This window comes from Chryseobacterium sp. 3008163 (assembly GCF_003669035.1).
In the GTDB taxonomy this organism is placed as follows: domain Bacteria; phylum Bacteroidota; class Bacteroidia; order Flavobacteriales; family Weeksellaceae; genus Chryseobacterium.
This window is the reverse complement of record NZ_CP033070.1, coordinates 3,839,776-3,864,240: the sequence shown is the minus strand read 5'-3', so window position 1 is coordinate 3,864,240 and position 24,465 is coordinate 3,839,776. Positions and strand designations below refer to the sequence as shown.

Sequence of the window (24,465 nt, the reverse complement as noted above, 5' to 3'; positions counted from 1 at the left end):
TTTTTTAATTAAATATACTAATGTCGGTTCATTCCGGCATTTTTTATTTGTATTCATTCTAATTATTGAAGTTCCCGTAACAATATGAACGTAATCCTACATTAAAGTTAATTTTTTTGTGTTCTCGCTGTAACCTTAAGTTCATACTAGACTCATAGTTTTGTCACAACCTAAAACTATAGAAAGTATTATGAAAATTTCTCAATCTATTGCTGTATTATTTTTATCAGCAGCGGTGTTCACGAGTTGTAATGACGACAAAGACAACGCCGAGAATCCGGTGAACGAAAACATTAAACTTGAAAATTTTTCAAAAGAACCTGCTTTCGCATTCGGAATGACTGGTTTTGAGAATTTAAATATTACGACATTGATTTCAAGTTCAGATGTATTGGCTGGAAGTCCAAACTTTGTATTTGCAGGTCAGCCGGACGGAATGGGAATCATGAAAGATCCTGCTTCAGACGGATATTTGATGATTACCAATCACGAAATCACGCAGTCGGTTTCAAGAGTTTATTTAGACAAAACATTTAAGCCAGTAAAAGGAGAATATATTTTAAACGGAATTGGTGGTATGACAAGATTATGTTCTGCAACTTTGGCAACGCCTCAGGAACATGGTTTCAGCGCCTTCTTAACTGCAGGAGAATCTGGTGAAGAAAGTATGGTTCACGCGATCAATCCAATGGCTGCTACATCTCAGGCTTCAGACCAGACAAGAGTAAAACCTGCATTGGGAAAAGCTTCTATGGAAAATGCAGTTCCACTTCCTAAAGATGTATCTAACGGAAAATCTTATATCTTAATCGGTGAAGATCAATCCTACTCTACGGCTCACCAATCTGCTGGTCAGCTAATCATGTATGTTGCCAATACTCAAGGAGATCTTGACAATGGAAAGTTATATTCATTAAAAAGAACCAACAACAATACAACTGAAACCAATATGGCGAAAGGTTCTCAGTATGATGTAGAGTTTGTTGAAATCACCAATGCTAAAAACCTTACCGGAGCTCAGATCAATCAGAAAAATTTAGATATCAATGCGATCCGTTTTTCAAGAGTTGAAGATGTAGATTACAGAAAAGGTGCAGGAAAAGGGAGAGAAATTTACTTTACAGCAACCGGAGAATCTTCAGATGGTGTGAACCCAAAACCAGGATTGACGATGTGGGGAAGAGTGTACAAATTGGTTTTAAATGAAAGCAATATGCTGACAGGAAAACTGGAAGTTGCCGCAGAAGGAGATTCAAACCCTGGAAACAACCTGATCAATCCGGATAACCTTTGTGTGACAGAAAATTTCGTTTACATTCAGGAGGACGGAGATTCTTACTACACCGCTGCAAATCATGATTCTTACATTTGGCAACTGAACATCAGCACAAAGCAGTACAAACCGTGGTTAAATATGAAGCATAACAGAAATGATACGGCATGGCAGACTGCTTACAACCAATCTGGAAATTTAAGTAAATTCGGATCTTGGGAATACGGAGCAATGATTGATGTTTCAGATATCATCGGTGTTCCAAACACTTTTGCGGTAAATATTCACTCTCACACTTGGCAGAAAGATGCTTTCAAAAATGCTGACGGCGCTGGTGTAAACACGAACAAAGAAGGTGGTCAGATCATTCTGATCAGAAACGTTCAAAAATAATTTTTATAACCATTAATTAAGCAAAGTATCAGTAGAGTTTTCTCTATTGATGCTTTTTTATAAGCAATGAAATTTATTCTCAAATATCCTCTCGCCATATTTCTCATTCTCACCTTTGTTTTCTTTGGAATTTTGCAGTGCCAAACCGATAAAAAACCAATCGTCAACGATTTGACCGCTGTAAAGAAGGAAATATTTAAAAATAATGTTGAATTTTTGAGACAGACCAATGAACTGATAACGTTGGTTTCAAAAGATGCTGGCAACAAAATTCTTCAGGAGAAATTTCAGCAACTCAGGAAAACCTACAAGAAAATGGAATGGGCGGTAGAATATTTCCTCCCAAACACTGCAAGATTCATGAACGGTTCGGCTCTTCCGGAAATAGAAATGGAAGAACATACCGAAATTGAACCTGAAGGTCTTCAGGTGATTGAAGAAATGATCTATCCGTATGAAAAACAGAACAAGGACGAATTGATCAGAATTTTAAAAAAGCTCACCAACAAAAGCAATACCATAAAAGCTAATTTTCTGGTCATTACGATTAGCAAAGATCAGGTTTTTGACGCTTTAAGACAGCAGGTTTTTAGGATTTCTAGTTTGGGAATTGCAGGCTTTGACACACCCATTTCAGGAACATTCTTGGAAGAAATGCCCTTTGCTTTGGAAGGAGTACGATGGACTTTAGAACAAATTTCAACGGAAAAATCTAAACAAAAATCTTTAAAACAAATCGTCAGTGAAATTGGTATTGCCAATGGAATTTTAAAGAAAAATTCAGATAAAAATACATTTGATTATATTCATTTTGTTCCCGATCATTTAAATAAGATATCGACTTTACTTCTTCAGTTTAAAAAAGAAGAAAACATTCCGGATGTTGAAGTGACTTCAGCTTTAAATAAAAATGCATCGACTTTCTTTTCTAAAGATGCATTTAACCCAAACGCTTTTGTTCCCGGAAAGGAATATGAAATGTCACCTGAAAAAGTTAATCTCGGGAAACAGCTTTTCAGTGATAAAATTCTTTCCAACAGCAATTCGAGAAGTTGTGCGACCTGTCACATTGCTGAAAAAGCATTCACCGACGGTTTAGAAAAATCGATGTCGCTGGAAAATGTAGCACTGCAGAGAAATACGCCTTCACTGAGCTACTCCGCTTTTCAACACGGACAGTTTTGGGACATGAGAAAAGATGACCTCGAAGGACAAAGTTCTGACGTAATCACCAACAAAGAGGAAATGCACGGCGATATGAATGCGATTATTGCTAAGATTAATCAGGATAAAAAATACCAAAAAGATTTCGAGAAAATTTACAAAACAAAAAATACCGAAGTTTGGCAGCTGCAGAATGTTTTGGCGAGCTACATTCGTTCTTTGGCAACATTCAATTCAGATTTTGACGACTATATGCGCGGAAAATCATCTGCCATGACCGAAAAACAGAAAAAAGGGTTTAATCTTTTTGTAGGAAAAGCACAGTGTGCAATCTGCCATTTTATTCCGTTGTTTAACGGCACTGTTCCACCCACTTTCAATAAAACCGAACAGGAAGTTTTGGGAGTTGCAGAAAATGCTTCAAACAGAAAGATCGATAATGATTTAGGAAGAGGAAAATTCCACGAGACGGTAGCGTTTCTTCAGAATTCATTTAAAACTCCGACGCTTAGAAACATTAGTAAAACGGCTCCGTACATGCATAATGGCGGTTATAAAACTTTAAAAGAAGTCATGGACTTCTACAATAAGGGTGGTGGAAACGGTTTAGGATTATCGATTAAAAATCAAACGCTATCAGACTCAAAACTTAATTTAACCAATCAGGAAATTGATGAAATTATTGATTTTATGAGTGCTTTAAACGACAAATAAACAATTCCCGAAATCATTCGGGAATTTGTTTTTCTGAAATAAATTGAATTACAAAACTTCGTTTCAAAAACTTTCTTACCCAAAGAAATATCAGTAATTTTGTGGTAGATTTTTTTCATGAAAAGAGGGCTTATTTTTATATTTCTGTGGATGTTTGTTTTTGGTTTTTCGCAATCAAAACTCACAGTAATTAACGAAGCCAAAGGAACACCTATTCCCAACGCCATTATTTCATGCAACGATAAATTTTTAGGAAAAACGGACGATAACGGATTTTTGGAATTTAAATCTAAATGCAAAAGTATCCAGATTAAAGCGGCCAATTATTTCAAAGAAAGTGCAATAGTTGAAGATGAAATGACCGTTACCCTTATCAATACTTCATCGAAAACACAATCCATAGAAACCGTTATTCTTGAAGACAAAAGTGATCCAAAAGCACTTGAAATTTTAAGAAAAGTAAATCAGTTTTTTAAAAGTAATTCTCCCCAGAGTTTAGATTCTTACACTTACAAATCTTATGATAAAATCTCGTTAGACATTGATCAGGACAGCATCTCTGTGTACACAGAAATTTTCAACAACAATTTTAATCTTTTCAAAAAGCAGAAAGCCAAAGATTCTGTTAACGATGTTTCGGCGCGAAGAATATTTTCTAAAAGTAAATTATTTCTTTGGGAACGCGCTCAGGAATATTTGTACTCAAAAAAGTACGGTGAAAAAGTTAATATTTTAGACAATCGTATCTCAGGACTGAAGCAGCCCATTTATGAACTGATTGCCTTACAGGGAAACAGAGATAAAATTCCGGAACAGATCAAGCCGGAAAACCGTGGACTGTATCGGTTCTATTTGACTGACACGATTGAAGTTGAAGGCAGAAAAAATTTTGTGATCCGCTTCCGTGAAGTGAGCTACAAAAAGAACGTTAAAAGGAGGAAATTCAGCGGATATTTGTATATCGATATCGATACGTATGGCATCAAAAAAATAGAAAGCATCAGTAAAGATAAGAACGATGGCAACATTACAAGTACATGGATTTTCTTCAATAATAAATGGTTTCTGTCTGAAGAAAGCGTAAAACTGAGAATGAGTCGAATGATGATGAATAATACAGAATCAACTGAAAATTCTGAAAATCATTTAAAAAAACATAAAAATAGCTTTGGAACCTATGCTTATCTGAGTTCAAAATATTTTGATTACGAATCTCCGATTGAAGAAAATCAAAAAGACTTCAAAGGCTATACTTTTACCGTAAAAAATGCTGATGGAAAAACGCTTCAGAAATACAGAACCGAACCTTTGTCTGATCGAGAAAAAAATACCTATTTCGTCATTGACAGTTTAGGAAAAAATACAATGTAGACCGCAAAGCCAGAATTTTAACCGGTTTAATTAACGGACAGGTTCGCTCTGGAAGTTTCGATTTTGATATTGGTGAAATCATCAATTATAACTTATACGAAGGTTTCAGACTGGGTTTAAAAGGAAAGCTAAATGAGAATTTCAATCCTTATTTTTCGCCGGATTATTATTTTGCGTACGGTTTGAGTGACGATAAATTTAAGTATGGAATTGGGCTCGACATCAAAACGACACTCGATAAAAACTCTTTCTTTAGAATTGAATATTATGATGATGTGAACTCTTCCGGTGAGTTTTACCGCAGACTATGGACGTTTAGAATGCGGATGATGAACTACGGAAACAACATCAACAACGATAAATACTACCGATACGAAGGTGCTTCTGTATCTTATCTAAATGACGTCACCAATGGTTTGACATTGGCATTTGCCGCAAGAAGAAATACGGAAGAAGCAAAATTTGATTATAATTTCAGAAACAGCGGTGCAACTTTTGAAAATTTCAATACATTGGTTACCTTGAAATACTCTCCGAATTCTACCAACATCATGACGCCGCAGGGAAAATCTCTGATTGATCAGAAATATCCTGAGCTGTATTTTAATTTTGAACAAAGTTTTAAAGCGTTAGGTGGAGATTTTAATTATACTCGTTTTGATGCATTATTTGTGCAGAATTTTAAAACCGGTTTGGGAACTACAGGCCTCAGATTATATGGCGGATTGGTTTTAGGGGAAGCTCCAATTTGGAAACATTTTACAATGAATGGTCTGGCGTCGCCGAGTCGTGACATTAATTTTAACCTTACTTCCTATTTGGGATTTGCCACGTTGGAAGGCGGAAAATTTTATAATGATAGGTTCGTCGCCTATTATTTAACGCATAGATTACCCTGGTATTTTAAAAGCATCGGGCAGAATGTTTCGAGTTTAGATTTTGTTTTAAGAGGAACCATCGGTGATATGAAACATCCCGAATATCATGATTTCAGGTTCAGAAAATTAGATCATCTGTATCAGGAAGTTGGATTGGAATGGAATAATTTCCTTTCTTCGTACTTTAATTTAGGCGTTTTTTACAGAGTCGGATATTACACAACATACAATTTTAAACAGAATTTTGCATTTCAGTTTAAATTAAAGCTTTTGGAGTTTTAAAATAAGTAATCGGTAATGATTAATAAATAATGAAAAGAAATCAATGAAAAAAATAGAAATAAAAGCAGAACAGTTTTTCGAATTATTGAGATTAAAAGATACTTCGATGTGGGCAATTTTCTCCCAAATGATCGATGGTGAAGAAAAAGAAATGATTTTCTTAGACAGTGAAGATAAAATTTTATTCAATTATGTCTTGCCCGACAATCAGGAGCAACTGGAAGAAGACAGAATAAAGTTCTCTAAAGAATTTGCCGAAAAACAGGCACATCTCAACTAATAATTAATTTACATTAAGAATTTTTAACATCTGCGGCACTTTATTTGCCATAGCTGATTTGATTTACATGATTTTCAACTTAAAATAAAAAGAAAAGAAAATTCATCACCAGCCAATCAAATTTAATCGTTAGAAATTCTTTATGAAAAAATTGTATTTATTGCTGTTATCACTCGGATACATCAGCACTTTCTCACAGTCGAAAATCATCGTTAAAAGCTCAGGAGATCAGTCTGTGATTTCTAATGCTTCAGTGACCTGCAATGATAAATTGGTCGGAAAAACCGATGCCTCAGGTACGCTTAACTTCAAAACAAAATGTAAAAAAGTAGAAGTTTCTGCGAGAGGTTTTTATGAAGATGATGTCGTGGTTGACAAAGTGATGGAAGTTTTTTTATCAAAAGCTGATCCTAAAACTCAAAGTATCCAGACGGTAATTCTCGAGGATAAAAGTGATCCCAGAGCTTTAGAAATTCTGAGAAAAATCAACGACAATTACAAGCAGAATTCTCCGTTAAGCTTAGATTCTTATTCATTTAAATCGTATGAAAAAATTTCTCTGGATTTTGATGAAGACAGCATTAAAGCCTACAACACATACATTGCCAACCGAATTGACTCTTTAAAAAGTCTTCCACAGCAGCCAATGAAAACTCAGGAAAGAAAAGATTCTCTAGAATCTGTCAACCTGATGAAATTGGTTGGGAAAAGCAAAATGTTTTTGTGGGAAAGAGCTTCACAAAGTTTATATTCAAAAAAATACGGCGAGAAAACCAATATTTTAGATAATAAAATTGCAGGTTTAAAAGAACCTATCTACGAACTGATGGCTTTCCGTTCCAACAGAAATGTGATTCCAAAAGAAATACGTGAAGAAAACAGAAACCTTTACCGCTTTTTCCTGACTGATTCGATTGAAATTGAAGGAAGACAAAATTATGTGATCAGGTTCCGTCAGGTTGGTTACAAAACAACTGCTGACAGTAGAAAATTTAACGGATATATCTATGTAGACAAAGAAAGTTATGCCCTTAAAAAATCGAAAGCAATAGCAAAATCAGAAGCGAAGGCAGCATCACCAGTATTTGGAAACCTATTGAAAACAAATGGTTTTTGGTGAAAGAAAACTACAAACTCAAAATGGGCTCCACGTCTTTCGACAGCGATGATAAATCTGATAAAAAGAAAACCAAAGAAGAAAAAGAAGCAGAAAAAAATACCAAAAAGAGATTTGGAAGTTATGCATTTGCTACTGCTGATTATTTCGATTTTAAAACACCTATTGAAGAAAAACCACAGGATTTTAAAGGCTACACGATTGATGTAAAAAACTCTGACGGAAAATTAATTGATCAGTACAGAACTGAAAATCTGACAGACCGTGAAGTGACGACCTACTCCAAAATTGACAGTTTAAGCAGCAAATATAAGCTTGACCAAAAAGCAAAAGCTTTGACAGGTTTATTAAAAGGAAAAGTAAGACTAGGAATTGTAGATTTTGATTTGGCGAAATTAATTGGTTATAATAAATATGAGCATTTCCGTTTTGGAGCAGGAGCAAAACTGAACGAAAAATTCAATAAATATATTTCTCCTGACGCTTATTTTGCTTACGGAATTTATGACAAAGACTTTAAATACGGAGCAGGGGTTGACATTCGCACCACATTAAATAAAAATTCATTTTTCCGTGTTGAATATTTCAATGATGTTATGGCAGCAGGTCGTTTCTCAGAAAACTTGTGGAATTTCAGAATGAAAATCATGAATTCCGGAGTTGCTCTGAACAATGGAGTTTTCTATGGCTATGAAGGGTTTAAAGTAAGTTATGAAAATGACATCACGAATGGCTTAACCGTAAATGTTTCGGCGAAAAAAACTCAGGAAGAATCTAAATTCGCCTATAATTTCAAAGGTTTGGGGAGCCAGTTTGATATTGCATCATCAACAATCACTTTAAAATATTCTCCCAATTCAAAGAATATCATGACACCTACCGGAAAATATACCTACGAACAAAACCTTCCGGAATTATACCTGAATTATGAACAGGGATTTAAAACGTTAGACGGAGATTTTAATTTCAGCAGATTTGATGCGCTTTTTGTTCACAATTTTAAAACGAAATTGGGTGTGACAGGCGTGAGAGCTTACGGCGGAATCATTACCGGCGACGCTCCGATCTGGAAAAATTTCACAATGAACGGTTTAGGAAACGGACATGGCGGATTGAATTTTAACCTGACTTCATACTTAGGTTTTGCCACAATGGAAGGTGGAAAATACTATAATGATAAATTCGTTGGTGCTTATTTGACGCATAGACTTCCGTGGTATTTCAAAAGTTTTGGAAAGAACGTTTCAAGCTTTGACTTCATTTACAGAGGAACGATCGGTGATATGAAAAATAAAGAATTCCATCAGTTTGAATTTGAAAAACTAGATCATCTTTATAATGAATTAGGTTTAGAATGGAATAACTTCCTATCCTCACAATTTAACCTAGGATTTTTCTACAGAGTAGGACATTACAATACTCCGAAGTTTAAAGATAATTTCGCCATTCAGTTTAAATTGAAATTATTAGGATTCTAATATAAGTAATTGGCAATAAGTAATAAAAACCGGAGCAAAACATTTTTGTTCCGGTTTTTTTATTTTGAATAGTTCAAAAAATCATTTTTTATGAACAATTAAAAAAGATTTTAATTAATTATATTTATCCTTCAAATCTGAAAAACGAGAAGAAGACGTACGAAATAGAAAGCAGTTTTTCAGAAATTAATACAATTAAGTAAGATAAAATAATGAAAAAACAAACCTTCTTTTCTTTAATAGGATTACTTGTTTTCATCCTTGGAAACGCACAGAATTACAAAAAACCATTAGTTTCCGCAATTAAAGAAACTGATCTTAAAAAAGATATGTATGAAGTGGCTGCAGATCAGTTTTGGGGACGGGAAGCAGGAACTTTGGATGAGCTCAAAGTATCGATGTGGCTTGCCAATAAAGCTAAAGAAGCCGGAATGAAACCCGCAGGAGACAACGGAACATTCTTTCAGTTTTTTGATATGTACAGACATCAGATTATTCCGCAAAGCAGTTTGAAAATCGGAGAAACTCAGTTGAAAATTTGGAAAGATTTTCTCGTTGCCGAACCGGTAAATGCCAACATCGATGCTGAAATCGTCTACGCCGGAACTACCGAACCTGAAAATTTATCTCAATTAAATATTAAAGGAAAAATTCTGGCCATCAACGCTTCCGATAAAAACATCGATAAAGAAATGACTCTTTTCGTGAGACGTTATCCTGGATTTGTAAGAACAAAATATTACAATAAAGCTTTTGAATTGGGTGCAAAAGGAATTATTTTCATCACAGACGAAACGTCTGATAAAAGTTGGGTTGAAGTTCTGCCGCAAATGACCAGAGGTACTTACGGTGTAAAAGGTTTAAGGGAAAAAATCACAAATAACATTCCTGTTTTGTGGATCAAAAGGGAAAATGCAGATTGGGTAAAAAGCAATCCTAAAATTTCATTAAATATCATTACTGAAACTTATAAATATCCTTCCGTCAATATTATTGGGAAGATCGACGGAACCGATGCAAAGTTGAAAGATGAGTATGTATTATTAAGCGGTCATCAGGATCATGATGGAATCCGTCATCCGGTGAAAAACGACACGATCTACAACGGAGCTGATGATAATGCAAGTACCTGTGTAGCAATGTTGGCAATGGCAAGAGCCTATAAAAAACAGCCTTCAAAAAGAAGTATTCTGTTTGTATTTCACGGCGCAGAAGAAAGAGGATTATTGGGTTCAAGATGGCACGCTGCACATCCCGTTGTTTCTAAAGAAAAAATTGTAGCCGTTCTGAATGGCGATATGATTGGAAGAAATGACAACAACGAAGCGGCGCTTTTGGGAGGAAATGCACCTCACAAAAACTCTGAAGAATTAGTGAAAATGGCAGAAGATGCCAACAATGAAAGTACAAAATTTACTTATCTGAAAGATTGGGATTCTCCGAATCACGCTGAATATTTTTATTTCAGAAGTGATCATCTTCCGTATGCGAAAGCAGGAATTCCCGCCATATTTTTTACAAGTGTATTGCATGATCAATATCACACTCCACAAGATGAATCTGAAAATATTAACTACAAAAAACTCTACAAAATGACGGAATGGATGTATAGAACTTCATGGAAAGTGGCCAATGAAACAGAGCGTCCGAAAGTCATTCCGACTTTTACTTTGGAGAGATAATCAATTTAATTGAAAAGAATTTGAAAATAGTAAAGCTGAGTTGGTCTCAGCTTTTTTTGTGATCAACAAGTATAGCTGTGAGATTCTATAGTTTTTGTTTTCAGTAGCGGCGGCTACGCCGCCGCTACTGAAAACAAAAAAGGGTTATAATACTAAAAATTCATCAACAGTTTTCTTAGCTTCTGCAACATCATGCACACGTAGAATTTTCGCACCTTGTTTTAAAACCTTCATGTGCAACTTTTGCGTTTCTTCATTGATATCTAAAGCAGATTTTCCTAATGGTTTGTAAATAAATGATTTTCTCGAAATCCCAATCAACATAGGAAAACTTCCAAAACCGAAAAATTCTACTTCATCAATCATTTTCATCTGATCTTCTACCGTTTTTCCAAAACCAAAACCCGGATCAAGAATAATATCTTTGATTCCTTTATTCAATAATTCATCGGTTTTTTTTGAAAAATACTGATTGACCGTCAAAGTAATATCTGCGAAAGAAGTTTTTTCATGCATCGTTTGATATGACGGATTCACGTGCATCAAGATGTAAGGAAGTTTTGTTTCAGCAACTGCATCAAGTATTTTTTCGTCAAATTGGCCGCCTGAAATATCATTTACAATATCAATTCCTTCATTAAAACCAAATTTTACTGTTTCAGCATAAAAAGTATCGAGTGAAATTAAAGCTTCGGGAAATTCTTTTTTTATTAAAGAAATAACATTTCCTATTCTTCTGATTTCTTCTTCACTGCTCAGAAATTCCGCATTCGGACGTGTAGACTGCGGACCAATATCAATTATTGAAGCGCCATCTTTTAACAACTTTTCAGCTTGTTGCAATGCTGATTTTTCATTATTAAATTTTCCACCATCCGAAAAAGAATCTGGTGTAAGATTTAAAATTCCCATCAATTGTGGTGAACTTAAATCTATTAATCGTCCATTGCAATTGATTGAATGAAAGGATTTCAGCGTTTGAGAATTTGAAGACATGGGTTTTAAAATTGTGAATTTTAAGTTTAGTTTTTTATGACATTTGCAATGCAAAAATAACCAATAATCAATATGCTTGAAGAAAAAGTAGATCAAAATTATAAAAATAAGTGCTTCAACAAACAAGTTTAGAACTCTTCCATTCAAACTCAAAAACTCAGCGCCTTATTCCTGCTACCTAAAACCTAATTCGTATATTTGGGCTATTAAGAGAATGTATGTTAAAAACTTCAATCCAGTTCGAGAAAATCATCAGCGAATGTCGTGATCTTTTCAGTAAAAAATTACAAGATTACGGTGCAGCTTGGCGAGTTCTTCGACCGAGTTCGATTACCGACCAGATTTACATTAAAGTTAACAGAATCCGCACGTTACAAATGACGGACGTGAAAATGATTGACGAAAGTGAGGAAGGAGAATTCATCGCTGTAGTCAACTACTCGATTATCGGTCTGATTCAATTAGAAAAAGGTTTTTCGAATGATTTTAATGAAAATAAAGATGAAATTCTACATCTTTATGACAAATATGCTCAAGAAGCTAAAGCTCTAATGGAAAGAAAAAACCACGACTACGGCGAAGCTTGGAGAGATATGAGAATTTCGTCAATTACTGATTTAATTTATCAAAAAGTTTTAAGAACAAAACAAATTGAGGACAATCAAGGTGTCACCATCGTTTCCGAAGGTTTAGATGCCAATTATTATGACATGCTGAATTATGCCGTGTTTTGTCTGATTAAATTTTCTGAAAAAGAAAACAATGTAGAACATCAAATTATATAATATGATTAAAGGTTTATTACGTTTCATCGTCGCCATCATTTTCATCCTTTCCGGATTTGTAAAAGCAGTAGATCTGGTAGGATTTTCATTTAAAATGGAAGAATATTTTGAACCCTCGGTTTTTGACATGCCGTTTTTTGTGAAATTTGCTTTGCTTTTTTCAATCATTGTGGTGGTTTTAGAATTGTGGTTAGGTTTTATGCTTTTGCTTAAATTTAAACTGAAATTCACGCTTTCTGCACTGATTGCATTGTGTGTTTTCTTTGGATTTCTGACGTTTTATTCAGCCTATTTCAATGTCGTAACAGATTGCGGATGTTTCGGAGATGCTATTAAATTTACACCTTGGGAAAGCTTTGTAAAAGACATTGTTCTTTTAGTCGGACTTTTAATTCTGTTCGTATTGTACAGAAAAGAATGGAATAAAAAAGATGATTATTCAAGCTCAACAAAACCAAGAAACAATAAATTTCCGTCAATTGCATTTGGACTTTTCTCAGGAATTATGATTTTCATTATGGCACAGGGGCTCATCAATGAACCGATTATCGATTTCCGTGATTATAAAATTGGAACAGATTTGAAAGCTGAAAAAGTAAAAATCAACAAAAATCCTTCGGAATACAAAACTTTTTATTCGCTGAAAAATTCAAAAACAGGAGAAGTTTTAAAGGTCAATCAAGACGATTACATCAACCAAACAAAATATTGGGAAGAAGGCTCACCCTGGAAAATTGAAGAAGATAAAAATGAATCTAAACTGATGAAACAAGGATATAAATCTGAGATTGCTAAATTTAAGATTGAAGATCCCACAGGAATCGATTTAACGGATGAAATTATCAATGCTCCTAAAGCAATTTTAGTGTTCTCTTATCATCCGAAAGAAGTTTCAGCCGACTTACTAAAGAAAGTTGAAGCCAAAGTAAATACTGACAAAACTGCAGTTGTTTATGGAATTTCTACCATTCCAACTACTTTTAAAACCATTAAAAATGCAATGATGGACGGCACTGCCATCAAAACCATCGCAAGAAGCAACCCATTTGTATTAACTTTACAAAACGGGAAAATTGTAGACAAACAGCCTGCTAAAAACTATGTAGATTAGTTAAATTTACAATGAGTTGAAATTTTCTTTCCACTAACGCTAAAGGGTGGAAAATTTCTTTAAAAATTAAATTAGAATTTTAAACTTTAATATTATTAAATGCAAAAATCAAATAAATCAATCGCCGGTTATCACTTATTAATGATTCTTTCATCTGTGGATGGCGAATTTGCTCCAGAAGAAGGAATGCTTGTTCAGCAATATCTGGCTGACGAATTTCCTTTTAAAATCAATTTAGATAACGAATTGGAAACCATCGCATTGCTTCAGCCTGAAGAGTGGAAAGATCATTTTGAATTTCACGGACGTTGTTTCTTGGATGATTCTACAGAAGAGGAACGTCTAAGCTTCATTCAGTTTGCAAAAACGTTGATCAAAGCTGATGATGTGGTGACTGATGAGGAGCATACTTTCTATGTACTTTTGAAAAATCTTTGGAATCTGGCTTAAACTTTTAAAAATACAGTCATGAAGAAAATTTATTTAGGATTATTAGCTATGAGTATTTCAGCAACTTATCAATCTCAGAAATTCCCTGATTTGAAAGCTCCTGTTGCAGAGAAGCAGGAACACATCAGAGAAATACATTCAGATAAAGTAAACGATCCCTATTATTGGATGATTGATTATTTTAAAAAAGCAAAAGATTCAACAAAAGTCGTTGATTATCTGAAAGCGGAAAATTCTTATTGGGAAGGGATGATGAAAGACACAGAGCCTTTCAGAGATCAGCTTTTCAAGGAAATGAAAGCCAGAATCAAGGAAAAAGATGAATCTGTTCCTGTTTTTAAAAGCGGATATTATTATTACAGCCGTACCGATACAGGAAAACAATATTTTAAATATTGCAGAAAAAAAGGAAATCTCAATGCGCCCGAAGAAATTCTTCTCGATGTCGATCAAATGGCGGAAGGTCATGCATATTATTCTGCCTCAGGTTTTAGCATCAGCTCAGATAACACCAAATTAATCTATGGCGTAGATGATGTTTCCAGAAGACAATACAAATTATTCTTAAAAGATCTTTCTACAGGAAAAACGACTGATCTAGGAATAAAAAATACCACAGGTTCTGCGACTTGGGCAAATGATAACAAGACTATTTTCTACACTTCAAAAAATCCTGAAACCCTTTTAACAGAGAAAATTTTCAGACATTCTTTGGGAACAGATGCTTCTAAAGATGTTGTGGTATATGAGGAAAAAGACAAAACCAATTACATCGGTGTCGGAAAATCCAAAAATGAAAAGTTCATTATGATTTATTCAGGGGCAACTACTTCTTCGGAAACTAGATATATTGATGCCAATAAACCCAATGAAGCATTCAAAGTTTTCCAACCGAGAATGAAAGATGTTTTATATGATGTAACGCCTTTGGAAGACCGTTTTTAATCACAACAAATAAAGATGCCTTAAACTTCAAGGTTGTAGAAACTCCTTTAGACAAAACAGGAGTAGAAAACTGGAAAGATTTTGTTCCGCACAGAAAAGATGTCTTGATGGAAGGAATCAGCGAGTTTAAAAATTATCTGGTTTTCAGTGAAAGACAAAACGGACTTTCGCAATTGGTCATCTATGACAGAAAATCAGGAAAAAAAGAATTTCTGAAATTCGACGAACCTGCTTACACTGTTTATCCATCTGGAAATCCTGAATATAATACGGATAATTTCCGCTTCGGTTATACTTCGTTGGTTACTCCAAGTTCTCAGTTTGAACAGGATTTAAAAACAGGTAAAAGAACTTTACTTAAAGAACAGGAAGTTTTAGGTGGATATAATAAAGCAAATTATACAACCGAAAGACTTTTTGCAACAGCCAAAGACGGTACAAAAATTCCGATTTCCATTGTATATAAAAATGGATATAAAAAAGACGGAAACAGTCCGCTTCTACTCTATGCTTACGGATCTTACGGAAATTCGATTGATGCTACTTTTAGCAGTACAAGATTAAGCCTTTTAGACAGAGGTTTTGCCTATGCCATTGCTCACATCCGTGGAGGTCAGGAAATGGGAAGACAATGGTATGAAGACGGTAAAATGATGAAAAAGAAAAATACTTTTACTGATTTTATCAATGCCGGAGAATATCTTGTAAAAGAAAAATACACCTCATCAAAACATTTATACGCTCAGGGAGGAAGTGCAGGAGGCTTATTAATGGGAGCTATTGTAAACATGAAGCCAGAACTGTGGAACGGTGTGATTTCTCAGGTTCCTTTTGTAGATGTTGTTAATACAATGATGGATGAGAGTATTCCATTGACGACAAATGAATATGATGAATGGGGAAATCCGAGCAATAAAGAAGCTTATTTCTACATGAAATCGTATTCTCCATACGAAAATATCGAAAAGAAAAACTATCCAAATATTTTGGTAACGACAGGTTTGCACGATTCTCAGGTACAGTATTTTGAGCCTGCAAAATGGGTGGCAAAATTGAGAGATTTAAAAACGGATAAAAATGTGCTCTTATTAAAAACAGATATGGCTTATGGTCATGGCGGTGCTTCGGGAAGATTTGACTATCTGAAAGATACTGCTTTGGTGTATGCTTTTATGTTTAAATTAGAAGGAATTAATAAATAATTTTAGATAAACTATGAGAAGAAAAATAGTTGCAGGAAACTGGAAAATGAACAAAAATGTAATTGAAGCACAGCAGTTGATGATTCAATTATTAGGTTATAAAAATGAAAATAAAACCAACTGTGAAGTTTGGATCGCTCCCCCATCTTTATATTTAATGATGGCAAAAGACATCTTTGAAAAAGACGAAATTGGAGTTTTTTCTCAAGACATGAGCGAGTTTGAAAGCGGTGCTTACACAGGCGAATTATCTGCAGATATGCTGGAATCTATCGATGCAACAGGTTCTTTGATCGGTCACTCTGAAAGAAGACAATATCACGGTGAGAACGACGAAAGCTGCAATAAAAAAGTAAAATTGGCTTTAGATAAAGGTTTAATTCCTGTTTACTGTAATGGTGAAACGCTTGAACAGAGAAAAGCAGGTCAACATTTAGATGTTGTAAAAACTCAAACTGAAACGGCTCTTTTCACGCTTTCTGCTGAAGAAATCAAGAAAGTAGTGATCGCTTACGAACCGGTTTGGGCAATCGGAACTGGCGAGACTGCAAGTCCGGCACAGGCTCAGGAAATTCATGCTCACATCAGAGGAATTATCGCTGAAAAATACGGACAGGAAGTTGCTGACGAAGTTTCTATTCTTTACGGTGGCTCTGTAAAACCTGACAATGCAAAAGAAATTTTCTCTCAACCAGATATCGACGGTGGATTGATTGGCGGAGCTGCTTTGAAATTGGAAGATTTCTCTAAAATTATTGAAGGATTTAATCAATAAAATAATAATTCTATTCATAATTGCTGGTTAAACTTGCAGTTAATGGATAATAAAATAACAAATGATGAAAAAATTTATTTCAAAAACTTGGTATGTTTTTGTATTGGCTATATTGCTTTCTTGCCAGACAGAAGAAGCTCTAACGTATAATACAATCTATCAAAGTAGTGAATATACCAACAAAAATCCTTGGAAAGAGGATGAGGTGTTTATCAAAAATGTAAAAGAAATTTTGATAAAAATGCAAAGGAAAGAATACAATCTCAATATGGAAAAGTAATATGGGATCGATCATGCTACATCATTAAATACTTTCAACGAAAGTTATCTTATTGCTCCAATGATGAAAGAGGGCAATATCATATCTTATGTTGAAACCAGGCGTATTGGTAATAAAATATTTTTCGAGTTCACCGAAAATGACAAAAGCACTAATGATTTTTTCAATAATCTAATCTTTACTGACAATGAAAAATTTTCAATTTCTGAAAATTTGTCTGTCAGTAATAATCCTAATTCACTTCCCTCTAATTTAAAATCTGGAACAATAAGAGTGTCTCAATGTAAAAGTGTTACTAAAACTTTTATTGTTGGTACAGCACCGGGAGATCCTACTGGTCCTATAGAATCGACATATACTTACACGGTTTGTAAATTTGTGGATGTTGCTCTTCCTGAGGATTAATGTATTGGTGAATACGATGAAAATGGAAATTGTACCGGTGGAGGTAATGGTGGAGGATATGATTACACTCCCGACCCGGATGACAACCCGTGCAATGAGCTTAAAACAACTCTTCAGGATCCGGCTTTAGTACAAGTTTTAAATACATTAGATAATCCTAATAATTTCAACTTGAACCATGAAAGACTTTTTATAGAAAAAGATAATACATATAAAGAAAAGCCTTCTTCTAATTGTGGGGACTTTGCTTATGATGATCCTGTAGGGAGCTGTATTACAAAAATAGTACATACCCACCAAAACTTCAGATGTGATAAGAATGGGAATGCTACAATCCCTGTACAGGGCATCCCATCTGCAGCAGATATTGTATCATCAATTCGAAAAGCTGGATATTTAAAAGAATTCTGCGGATTAGAAACTACGGATTTTAAAGGAATTACCATTTCTCAAAATGGAACATATATCGTTAATTACAATGGAGCCTCGATTGTAAATCTAGGTAATATTGATAACTGGAATAAAATATATGATAAAGAAATTGATATTATGATTAAAGATGATAAATTTTCGGCGACAGAGCAGGAAGATTTTTTAATGACATTTTTAAAAGATCAAATGAAGATAGATGGTATAGAAATCTACAAAAAAGAAGGCGATGTCATCAATAAAATAGAATATAATGAAACGACTAATCAGACAACCAAAACACCTTGCCCTAATTAATAAATATAAAATTATGAAAAATACACTCATTATATTATTCAGCTTAATGATTAATCTGTTATTTGGACAAAAACCTATTTCACCATTTACACCCACTTGTCCATCTTATAACATCATTCCTTTAAGAACATATACAGATATTCCCGAAGATCAGTGTTACTACATGAAAGACACTGACAACGAATTACCTGATTATGTAGGAATTTGGTCTGGAGCCTGGAATAATAAAACCATATATATTACATTTAAAAAAATAAACACATACAATACCTTTAGAAAATACAATAAAGACATATTAATTGGAAAATTTAAAGTGGTAGATTCAAACGGAAGTATTTTATTTGATAATACCATGATATCAGATGATCAGGCAAAAATATGGGGGGGGAAAATTTGCAAAAGATGAGAATAATCTATACGGTTTAACGTATAACGATAGAGATGTTTGTAATATAAGTGGAAGAATTCGTATTCATTTCACAGATGCCAGCAAAACCCAAATAGAGTGGCAATTTTCTTATAATTCAATGATGATTTCCGCAGACTGCCAATATTATGCGACAGGAATACCTGAGGTTTTACCTAAAGGAATTGTGTTAACAAAGCAGTAAGAATGAAAAATACACTCATTATATTATTCAGCTTAATGATTAATCTGTTTTTTGGACAAAAACCTATTTTACCATTTACCCCCACTTGTCCATCTTACAACATTGTTCCTTTAAGAACATATACAGATATTCCCGAAGATCTGTGCTATTACATGAAAGATACAAACAATGAATTGCCAGATTATGTAGGAACCTGGACTGGAAGCTGGAATAATAAGACCATTTATATTACATTCAAAAAAATGGAAAAGCAATATTATGAATTTGGAGAATATTATGAAGACAAATTAATTGGAAAATTTAAAGTGGTAAATTCTGATGGCAGTATTTTGTTTGATAATACAGGGATACCTGATGACAAAGCAAAATTACGAGGGGGTGGATTTTACAAATTAGCACCCAATGATTATTCTATAACATATACTGATAGAGATGTATGTAATATTAGTGGAAGAATTATAATTCATTTCACAGATGTCAGCAAAACCCAGCTAAAGTGGCAATTTTCTTATAACTCAATGATGATTTCCACAGACTGCCAGTATCACGCCACAGGAATACCTGATGTTTTACCTAAAGGGGTTGTTTTAACAAAGCAGTAGGAATGAAAAATACAATCATTATATTATTCAGCTTAATTATTAATCTGTTTTTTGGACAAAAACCTAATTTACCATTAACACCTACTTGCCCATCATACAACATTGTTCCGTTAAGAACATATACAGATATCCCTGAAGATCAGTGCTATTATATGAAAGACACCAACAATGAATTAGCAGGTTATGTAGGAACGTGGGTTGGGACGTGGAACAATAAAACAATTTACATTACATTCAAAAAAATGACAAACCAATATTATGCTTTTAGAAAATACTATGAAGACATATTAATTGGTAAATTTAAAGTGGTAAATTCTGACGGCAGTATTTTGTTTAATAATATAGGATTAACCGATGATAATGCTAAAATAAATGGAGGAGGATTTCAAAAATTATATCCAAATAAGTATTCAATGCTATATAATGATAAAGATGTCTGTAATACCAGCGGCAGAATTATGATTCATTTTACAGATGCCAGCAAAACCCAAATAGAATGGCAGTTTTCTTATAACTCAATGATGATTTCCACAGACTGCCAGTATCACGCCACAGGAATACCTGATGTTTTACCTAAAGGGGTTGTTTTAACAAAGCAGTAGGAATGAAAAATACACTAATTATATTATTCAGCTTAACGATTAATTTGTTCCTTGGACAAAAACCTATTCTACCATTTACACCCACTTGTCCATCTTATAACATCATTCCTTTAAGAACATATACAGATATTCCCGAAGATCAATGTTACTACATGAAAGACACTGACAACGAATTACCTGATTATTTAGGAACATGGACTGGAACGTGGAATAATAAAACTATTTATATTACATTTAAAAAAGCAAATAGGTTTAACGCTTTTTTTAAATATAATAAAGATATATTAATTGGTCAATTCAAAGTGGTCAATTCTAACGGCAGTATTTTGTTTGATAATACTGGATTACCTGATGATAAAGCAAAAATATGGGGGGGAGGGTTTGTTAAAGATGAAGATAACCTATATGGATTAACCTATACAGACAGAGATGTTTGTAATATAAGCGGCAGAATTATGATTCATTTCACAGATGCAAGCAAAACCCAAATAGAATGGCAGTTTTCTTATAACTCAATGATGATTTCCACAGACTGCCAATACCACGCCACAGGAATACCTGATGTTTTACCTAAAGGAGTTGTGTTAACAAAGCAGTAGGAATGAAAAATACACTCATTATATTATTCAGCTTGACGATTAATCTGCTTTGGGGACAAAGTAGGGAAGAAATAAATCTTTTACTTAACGATATTTCTAAAGTTTCGAATTCAAAAGACATTAGAGATTTAGAACAAACTAAAAAAATTTGTGATTATGGAAAAGATGCTATACCTGTTTTAGAATTATTTTTTAAAGATTCAACAAAAACAAACGTATATTCTGATTATAAAAAAGCAAATCTTCGTAAAGGAGAAATTGCAATATTAATAGTTAATAATATTGATAAAATTTCTTTCATGGTTTTTGGAGTACGGCCTGCTTGCGGATACCCAAGCTCCGTCTTAGACAAACTTAATATAGAATCTTTTCTCCCATCAAGTGAAGAGTCTATACAAGGATTTATTAATAACTATATTTTATGGAAAAAGATGATGACAGCTAAATAGTTTTGCTTACTTATAATGAAACAGATAAAAAAGTGGCGCATCTTTTTGAGACGCGCCACTTTTTCTATCTTAAAGTTAAAACTAAATTATTTCTCCTTTTTAGCTCTCTGTAAAACTTCATCGACCATTCCGAATTCTTTTGCTTCAGTAGAAGTCATCCAGTAATCTCTGTCAGATGCTTTCTCTACCCATTCGTAAGTTTGTCCAGAATGCTCAGAAATGATGTCGTACAATTCTTTTTTCAGTTTCAACATTTCTCTCAAGTTGATTTCCATGTCAGAAGCAACACCTTGTGCACCACCTGAAGGTTGGTGAATCATTACTCTCGAGTGTTTCAACGCAGAACGTTTGCCTTTTTCACCTGCAACCAATAATACAGCTCCCATTGAAGCGGCAATACCTGTACAGATTGTGGCAACATCCGGCTTAATGATCTGCATCGTGTCATAAATTCCTAATCCAGCATAAACGCTTCCACCAGGAGAGTTGATATAGATCTGAATATCTTTTGCAGAATCAGAACTTTCTAAGAATAATAACTGAGCCGTTACAATATTAGCAACTTGATCGTCAATTCCTGTTCCCAAAAAAATGATTCTATCCATCATCAAACGAGAGAAAACGTCCATTTGAGCAACGTTCATTCTTCTTTCTTCCATGATGTAAGGTGTAAGGTTTGTAGGACCATACATTCCCATATACTGATCGGTAGCAAGACCGCTGTTTCCTAAATGTTTTACAGAGAAATCTCTGAATTCTTTTTTAATGTCCATATTTCTATTGGTATATTTTTAAATTTAACTAAGATGTAATTTACAACTTTTATTCCTAAAATTTTATAGGACTTTTTGGCAGTTTAGGTAGCAGATTATTATCTTAAAATTAATTTTTTGACTATTTAGTTGAACCCTACCATCTAATTCCTGCTATCTTTTCACATAAATTCCTTTGATCGGAGAATAACCTAAAATCTCAGACAGCTGCATAGAAGCCTGTTTCAGCAGAGTTATTTTTTTGATAGATTCAAAATATTTAGTTTCATCATTGCTGTGATTTTGTAAATCTTCGCCAACTTGTTTAATTAAATAATCGATGTATCTGAATTTATGAATGAGAATATCACCTTCCACCTGAGTATTGATTTTGTCACCATAATTAGGCGGGAAAATATTTCTGGAAGCCCAGTTTTCCAAATCATTTAGAGGCATAATGGCATCAACAACTTTTGAAGTAATATTTTCGTCCATAAAAGTGACAAAAAAGTTTCCTTTTCGCAGCTCTTCATTGGCAATACCTTCTTTAATGCTGTCAATGATAATTTTATTGAGTTCTACCTGAAACTCATAATTTTCTTCTTCAAAATGATGAAGGATTTCTTCAATGACCGTGATGTCATATTTTTCATTCGCTTCATTTTCTCTGTGAAGCACGACATCGCCAAAATTCAACATCAGATTAACTAAATTATTTTCCTGATTAAGTAAATCAAATATAATCGGATCCACCTGTTCAACACTAGCAGGAACAATTTCCAGTTTTGGCTGAACATTTTCTTTTGGTTGATTTTTAGGCGCTTGATTTTGAGTAATCTGCTTCTGAATATCTAATTCATTAAACAAACTCTGCTCAGAAAGTCCGAATTTTGTAGAAACTTCTTTTAGGTAAACCTCTCTTTTTAAGCCATTTTGGACGAAACCAACAGATTTTACGATATTTCTGATGGCCTCTGCTTTTTTTATCGGATCATTTCCAGCTTCTTTTAAAAGAATTTCGGCTTTAAAATCGATGAAATCCATCGCTTCATTTTCGATAAATTTTTCTACATATTCCTGCGGATGTTTTCTGGCAAAAGAATCGGGGTCATCACCTTCAGGGAAAAGTAAAACACGAATGTTCATTCCTTCCGTAAGCAACATATCGATGCTTCGGAAACTCGCTTTAATTCCGGCATTATCACCATCAAAAGAATGGTTACATTTTCGGTAAGTCTTTTAATTAACTTGATTTGTTCGGTCGTCAGAGAAGTTCCCGAACTCGCCACAACATTTTCAATTCCTGAAAGATGAAGTGAAATCACATCCATATAACCTTCCACCAAAAGACAGATGTTTTTTCTCGAAATCGCCTGTTTACCTTGGTTCAAACCATATAAAACATTTGATTTGTGATAAATTTCTGTTTCGGGAGAATTGAGATATTTGGCAGTTTTAATATTGCTTCGAAGAATTCTCGCTCCGAAACCTAAAACTCTTCCCGAAAAACTGTGAATCGGGAACATCACTCTTTCACGGAAACGGTCAATCCCAGCCGGAGAATTTTCAGGAAAAATTGACAGTCCTGATTTTTCTAATATTTCTTTGGAATAACCTTTATTTAAAGCAAATTCTGTAAACGCATTTTTTTTCTCAGGAGAATATCCCAGCTGGAATTTTTTGATGATATCATCTTTCAGTTCACGTTCTCTGAAATACGACAAACCAATCGATCTGCCTTCTTCATTTTCCCACAGAATATTTTGAAAATATTCATTGGCAATTTCATGAATCTTATAAAGAATATCTCTTTCAGACTGCGCATTTTTTGCTTCTTCGGAAAATTCACGCTGGTCTTCTTCAATCTCAATTCCGTATTTTTTTGCAGCGTGGCGAAGTGCTTCAGGATAGGTGAAATTTTCAATTTCCATCAAAAAGAAATCGCAGTTCCTCCTTTTCCTGTGGAGAAATCTTTCCAAATCTGTTTGCTTGGAGAAACTACAAAACTTGGCGACTTTTCATCATGAAACGGACTCAACCCTTTGAAGTTGGATCCCGCTCTCTTCAACTGCACATATTCGCCAACAATCTCTTCTACTCGGATTGTTGAGAATATCTTATCTATCGTTTGCTTGGAAATCATTAATGCAAAAATACAAATTTCAGTATTGGTTTGGACTAATTTTGTAATGCTCTAAAATTTTCTTTTTCGAAATATCACTGAGCTTCACTGCCAAACCTCTGTCTTTATATTTCCAAAATTGCAATCCGCTATCAGCAAATAAAGTGTCTTTTTCAGTAATAAATGCAAATGTATAATAACCATCATCAAAATCTAAAATCTGATTTTTAGCTACAATTTTATCTCTAATATCAAAAAGTTCTTTTTTTAAAGTTTTATTCTTGATTTTAACTATTGCATTTCCTCATCCGATTCAAAGAAAATTCGAGTAGATGATGCCAAAATCCAATTATTATTGTAACTCAGACCATTATAATAATGTAAAGAAACTTTCTAATTACGGCAAGACACAGCAATCAAA

The 24,465-nt window shown here is 34.0% G+C and carries 22 protein-coding genes and 2 pseudogenes; 21 read left to right on the top strand and 3 right to left on the bottom strand.

The genetic code is table 11. The features are described from left to right. Positions 1-190: 190 nt before the first annotated feature. The 8 genes from EAG08_RS17830 to EAG08_RS17805 all read left to right on the top strand — a co-directional run bounded on the left by EAG08_RS17830 (position 191) and on the right by EAG08_RS17805 (position 10,632). Positions 191-1,666, top strand: a complete 1,476-nt coding sequence (locus EAG08_RS17830; RefSeq protein ID WP_129536604.1) for a hypothetical protein — start codon at positions 191-193, stop codon at positions 1,664-1,666. Between the two features lie 66 nt (positions 1,667-1,732). Further along, on the top strand, positions 1,733-3,544 hold the full coding sequence (locus EAG08_RS17825; protein WP_129536603.1) for a cytochrome-c peroxidase: 1,812 nt from the start codon (positions 1,733-1,735) through the stop codon (positions 3,542-3,544). Positions 3,545-3,661: 117 nt separating this feature from the next. Then, positions 3,662-4,915, top strand: coding sequence for a hypothetical protein (locus EAG08_RS22390; protein WP_228446636.1), 1,254 nt, complete (start codon positions 3,662-3,664; stop codon positions 4,913-4,915). A 14-nt stretch (positions 4,916-4,929) separates the two neighbouring features. Continuing rightward, complete coding sequence (locus EAG08_RS22385; RefSeq protein ID WP_410493343.1) at positions 4,930-6,075, top strand: DUF5686 family protein; 1,146 nt, start codon at positions 4,930-4,932, stop codon at positions 6,073-6,075. Between the two features lie 43 nt (positions 6,076-6,118). Then, a complete protein-coding gene (locus tag EAG08_RS17815) occupies positions 6,119-6,355 on the top strand; it encodes a hypothetical protein (RefSeq protein WP_129536602.1) in 237 nt (78 codons plus the stop codon). A gap of 142 nt (positions 6,356-6,497) precedes the next feature. Continuing rightward, positions 6,498-7,475 (top strand): hypothetical protein, encoded by a 978-nt coding sequence (locus EAG08_RS22380; protein WP_228446634.1) that lies wholly within the window; start codon positions 6,498-6,500, stop codon positions 7,473-7,475. Continuing rightward, the gene (locus tag EAG08_RS22375) at positions 7,472-8,950 is read left to right on the top strand and encodes a DUF5686 family protein (RefSeq protein WP_262696759.1); all 1,479 of its coding nucleotides are present in this window, start codon (positions 7,472-7,474) and stop codon (positions 8,948-8,950) included. Before EAG08_RS22380 ends, EAG08_RS22375 begins: the two co-directional genes overlap by 4 nt. Before the next feature lie 212 nt (positions 8,951-9,162). After that, positions 9,163-10,632: a M20/M25/M40 family metallo-hydrolase gene (locus EAG08_RS17805; protein WP_129536601.1), complete on the top strand. Its 1,470-nt coding sequence runs from the start codon at positions 9,163-9,165 to the stop codon at positions 10,630-10,632. Positions 10,633-10,776: 144 nt separating this feature from the next. Here the strand turns inward: EAG08_RS17805 and folP are convergent, their stop codons facing one another. Then, the gene (folP, locus tag EAG08_RS17800) at positions 10,777-11,628 is read right to left on the bottom strand and encodes a dihydropteroate synthase (RefSeq protein ID WP_410493269.1); all 852 of its coding nucleotides are present in this window, start codon (positions 11,626-11,628) and stop codon (positions 10,777-10,779) included. Between the two features lie 218 nt (positions 11,629-11,846). Between folP and EAG08_RS17795 the strand changes: the two genes are divergently transcribed. The 13 genes and pseudogenes from EAG08_RS17795 (at position 11,847) to EAG08_RS17735 (ending at position 21,170) form a co-directional block, all read left to right on the top strand. Next, a complete protein-coding gene (locus EAG08_RS17795) occupies positions 11,847-12,413 on the top strand; it encodes a DUF1599 domain-containing protein (protein ID WP_129536600.1) in 567 nt (188 codons plus the stop codon). Position 12,414: 1 nt separating this feature from the next. Further along, a complete protein-coding gene (locus EAG08_RS17790) occupies positions 12,415-13,524 on the top strand; it encodes a BT_3928 family protein (protein ID WP_129536599.1) in 1,110 nt (369 codons plus the stop codon). A 99-nt stretch (positions 13,525-13,623) separates the two neighbouring features. After that, entirely contained in the window at positions 13,624-13,974 is a 351-nt protein-coding gene (locus EAG08_RS17785) for a TerB family tellurite resistance protein (RefSeq protein ID WP_129536598.1), read from the top strand. Positions 13,975-13,992: 18 nt separating this feature from the next. Next, a pseudogene (locus EAG08_RS17780) lies at positions 13,993-16,121 on the top strand (S9 family peptidase). Between the two features lie 13 nt (positions 16,122-16,134). After that, complete coding sequence (gene tpiA / locus EAG08_RS17775; RefSeq protein ID WP_129536597.1) at positions 16,135-16,896, top strand: triose-phosphate isomerase; 762 nt, start codon at positions 16,135-16,137, stop codon at positions 16,894-16,896. 61 nt (positions 16,897-16,957) lie between these two features. Next, positions 16,958-17,176 (top strand): hypothetical protein, encoded by a 219-nt coding sequence (locus EAG08_RS17770; protein WP_129536596.1) that lies wholly within the window; start codon positions 16,958-16,960, stop codon positions 17,174-17,176. Positions 17,177-17,236: 60 nt separating this feature from the next. Then, on the top strand, positions 17,237-17,581 hold the full coding sequence (locus EAG08_RS17765) for a hypothetical protein (RefSeq protein ID WP_129536595.1): 345 nt from the start codon (positions 17,237-17,239) through the stop codon (positions 17,579-17,581). A gap of 171 nt (positions 17,582-17,752) precedes the next feature. Next, entirely contained in the window at positions 17,753-18,307 is a 555-nt protein-coding gene (locus EAG08_RS17760; protein WP_129536594.1) for a hypothetical protein, read from the top strand. A 13-nt stretch (positions 18,308-18,320) separates the two neighbouring features. Then, entirely contained in the window at positions 18,321-18,713 is a 393-nt protein-coding gene (locus tag EAG08_RS17755) for a DUF6705 family protein (RefSeq protein WP_129536593.1), read from the top strand. A 207-nt stretch (positions 18,714-18,920) separates the two neighbouring features. Next, entirely contained in the window at positions 18,921-19,520 is a 600-nt protein-coding gene (locus tag EAG08_RS17750) for a DUF6705 family protein (RefSeq protein ID WP_129536592.1), read from the top strand. A gap of 2 nt (positions 19,521-19,522) precedes the next feature. Beyond that, positions 19,523-20,122 (top strand): DUF6705 family protein, encoded by a 600-nt coding sequence (locus EAG08_RS17745; protein WP_129536591.1) that lies wholly within the window; start codon positions 19,523-19,525, stop codon positions 20,120-20,122. 2 nt (positions 20,123-20,124) lie between these two features. Continuing rightward, a complete protein-coding gene (locus EAG08_RS17740) occupies positions 20,125-20,721 on the top strand; it encodes a DUF6705 family protein (RefSeq protein ID WP_129536590.1) in 597 nt (198 codons plus the stop codon). A gap of 2 nt (positions 20,722-20,723) precedes the next feature. Further along, on the top strand, positions 20,724-21,170 hold the full coding sequence (locus EAG08_RS17735) for a hypothetical protein (RefSeq protein ID WP_129536589.1): 447 nt from the start codon (positions 20,724-20,726) through the stop codon (positions 21,168-21,170). Positions 21,171-21,256: 86 nt separating this feature from the next. Here EAG08_RS17735 and clpP read toward each other — a convergent pair whose 3' ends face one another. Together clpP and dnaG are read right to left on the bottom strand one after the other, a co-directional pair. Further along, entirely contained in the window at positions 21,257-21,943 is a 687-nt protein-coding gene (gene clpP, locus EAG08_RS17730; RefSeq protein ID WP_129536588.1) for an ATP-dependent Clp endopeptidase proteolytic subunit ClpP, read from the bottom strand. A gap of 153 nt (positions 21,944-22,096) precedes the next feature. Beyond that, positions 22,097-24,065, bottom strand: a pseudogene (gene dnaG, locus EAG08_RS17725) (DNA primase). Positions 24,066-24,465 lie beyond the last annotated feature (400 nt).

Coding starts and splice junctions, on each gene's coding strand:
- EAG08_RS17785 (WP_129536598.1), top strand. CDS start 13,624: ATGCAAAAATCAAATAAATCAATCGCCGGTTATCACTTATTAATGATT.
- EAG08_RS17825 (WP_129536603.1), top strand. CDS start 1,733: ATGAAATTTATTCTCAAATATCCTCTCGCCATATTTCTCATTCTCACC.
- EAG08_RS17795 (WP_129536600.1), top strand. CDS start 11,847: ATGTTAAAAACTTCAATCCAGTTCGAGAAAATCATCAGCGAATGTCGT.
- EAG08_RS17740 (WP_129536590.1), top strand. CDS start 20,125: ATGAAAAATACACTAATTATATTATTCAGCTTAACGATTAATTTGTTC.
- EAG08_RS17735 (WP_129536589.1), top strand. CDS start 20,724: ATGAAAAATACACTCATTATATTATTCAGCTTGACGATTAATCTGCTT.
- EAG08_RS17815 (WP_129536602.1), top strand. CDS start 6,119: ATGAAAAAAATAGAAATAAAAGCAGAACAGTTTTTCGAATTATTGAGA.
- EAG08_RS17755 (WP_129536593.1), top strand. CDS start 18,321: ATGAAAAATACACTCATTATATTATTCAGCTTAATGATTAATCTGTTA.
- EAG08_RS17805 (WP_129536601.1), top strand. CDS start 9,163: ATGAAAAAACAAACCTTCTTTTCTTTAATAGGATTACTTGTTTTCATC.
- folP (WP_410493269.1), bottom strand. CDS start 11,628: ATGTCTTCAAATTCTCAAACGCTGAAATCCTTTCATTCAATCAATTGC.
- EAG08_RS22390 (WP_228446636.1), top strand. CDS start 3,662: ATGAAAAGAGGGCTTATTTTTATATTTCTGTGGATGTTTGTTTTTGGT.
- tpiA (WP_129536597.1), top strand. CDS start 16,135: ATGAGAAGAAAAATAGTTGCAGGAAACTGGAAAATGAACAAAAATGTA.
- EAG08_RS17750 (WP_129536592.1), top strand. CDS start 18,921: ATGAAAAATACACTCATTATATTATTCAGCTTAATGATTAATCTGTTT.
- EAG08_RS17765 (WP_129536595.1), top strand. CDS start 17,237: ATGATGAAAGAGGGCAATATCATATCTTATGTTGAAACCAGGCGTATT.
- clpP (WP_129536588.1), bottom strand. CDS start 21,943: ATGGACATTAAAAAAGAATTCAGAGATTTCTCTGTAAAACATTTAGGA.
- EAG08_RS17770 (WP_129536596.1), top strand. CDS start 16,958: ATGATGAAAAAATTTATTTCAAAAACTTGGTATGTTTTTGTATTGGCT.
- EAG08_RS17745 (WP_129536591.1), top strand. CDS start 19,523: ATGAAAAATACAATCATTATATTATTCAGCTTAATTATTAATCTGTTT.
- EAG08_RS17790 (WP_129536599.1), top strand. CDS start 12,415: ATGATTAAAGGTTTATTACGTTTCATCGTCGCCATCATTTTCATCCTT.
- EAG08_RS17830 (WP_129536604.1), top strand. CDS start 191: ATGAAAATTTCTCAATCTATTGCTGTATTATTTTTATCAGCAGCGGTG.
- EAG08_RS22380 (WP_228446634.1), top strand. CDS start 6,498: ATGAAAAAATTGTATTTATTGCTGTTATCACTCGGATACATCAGCACT.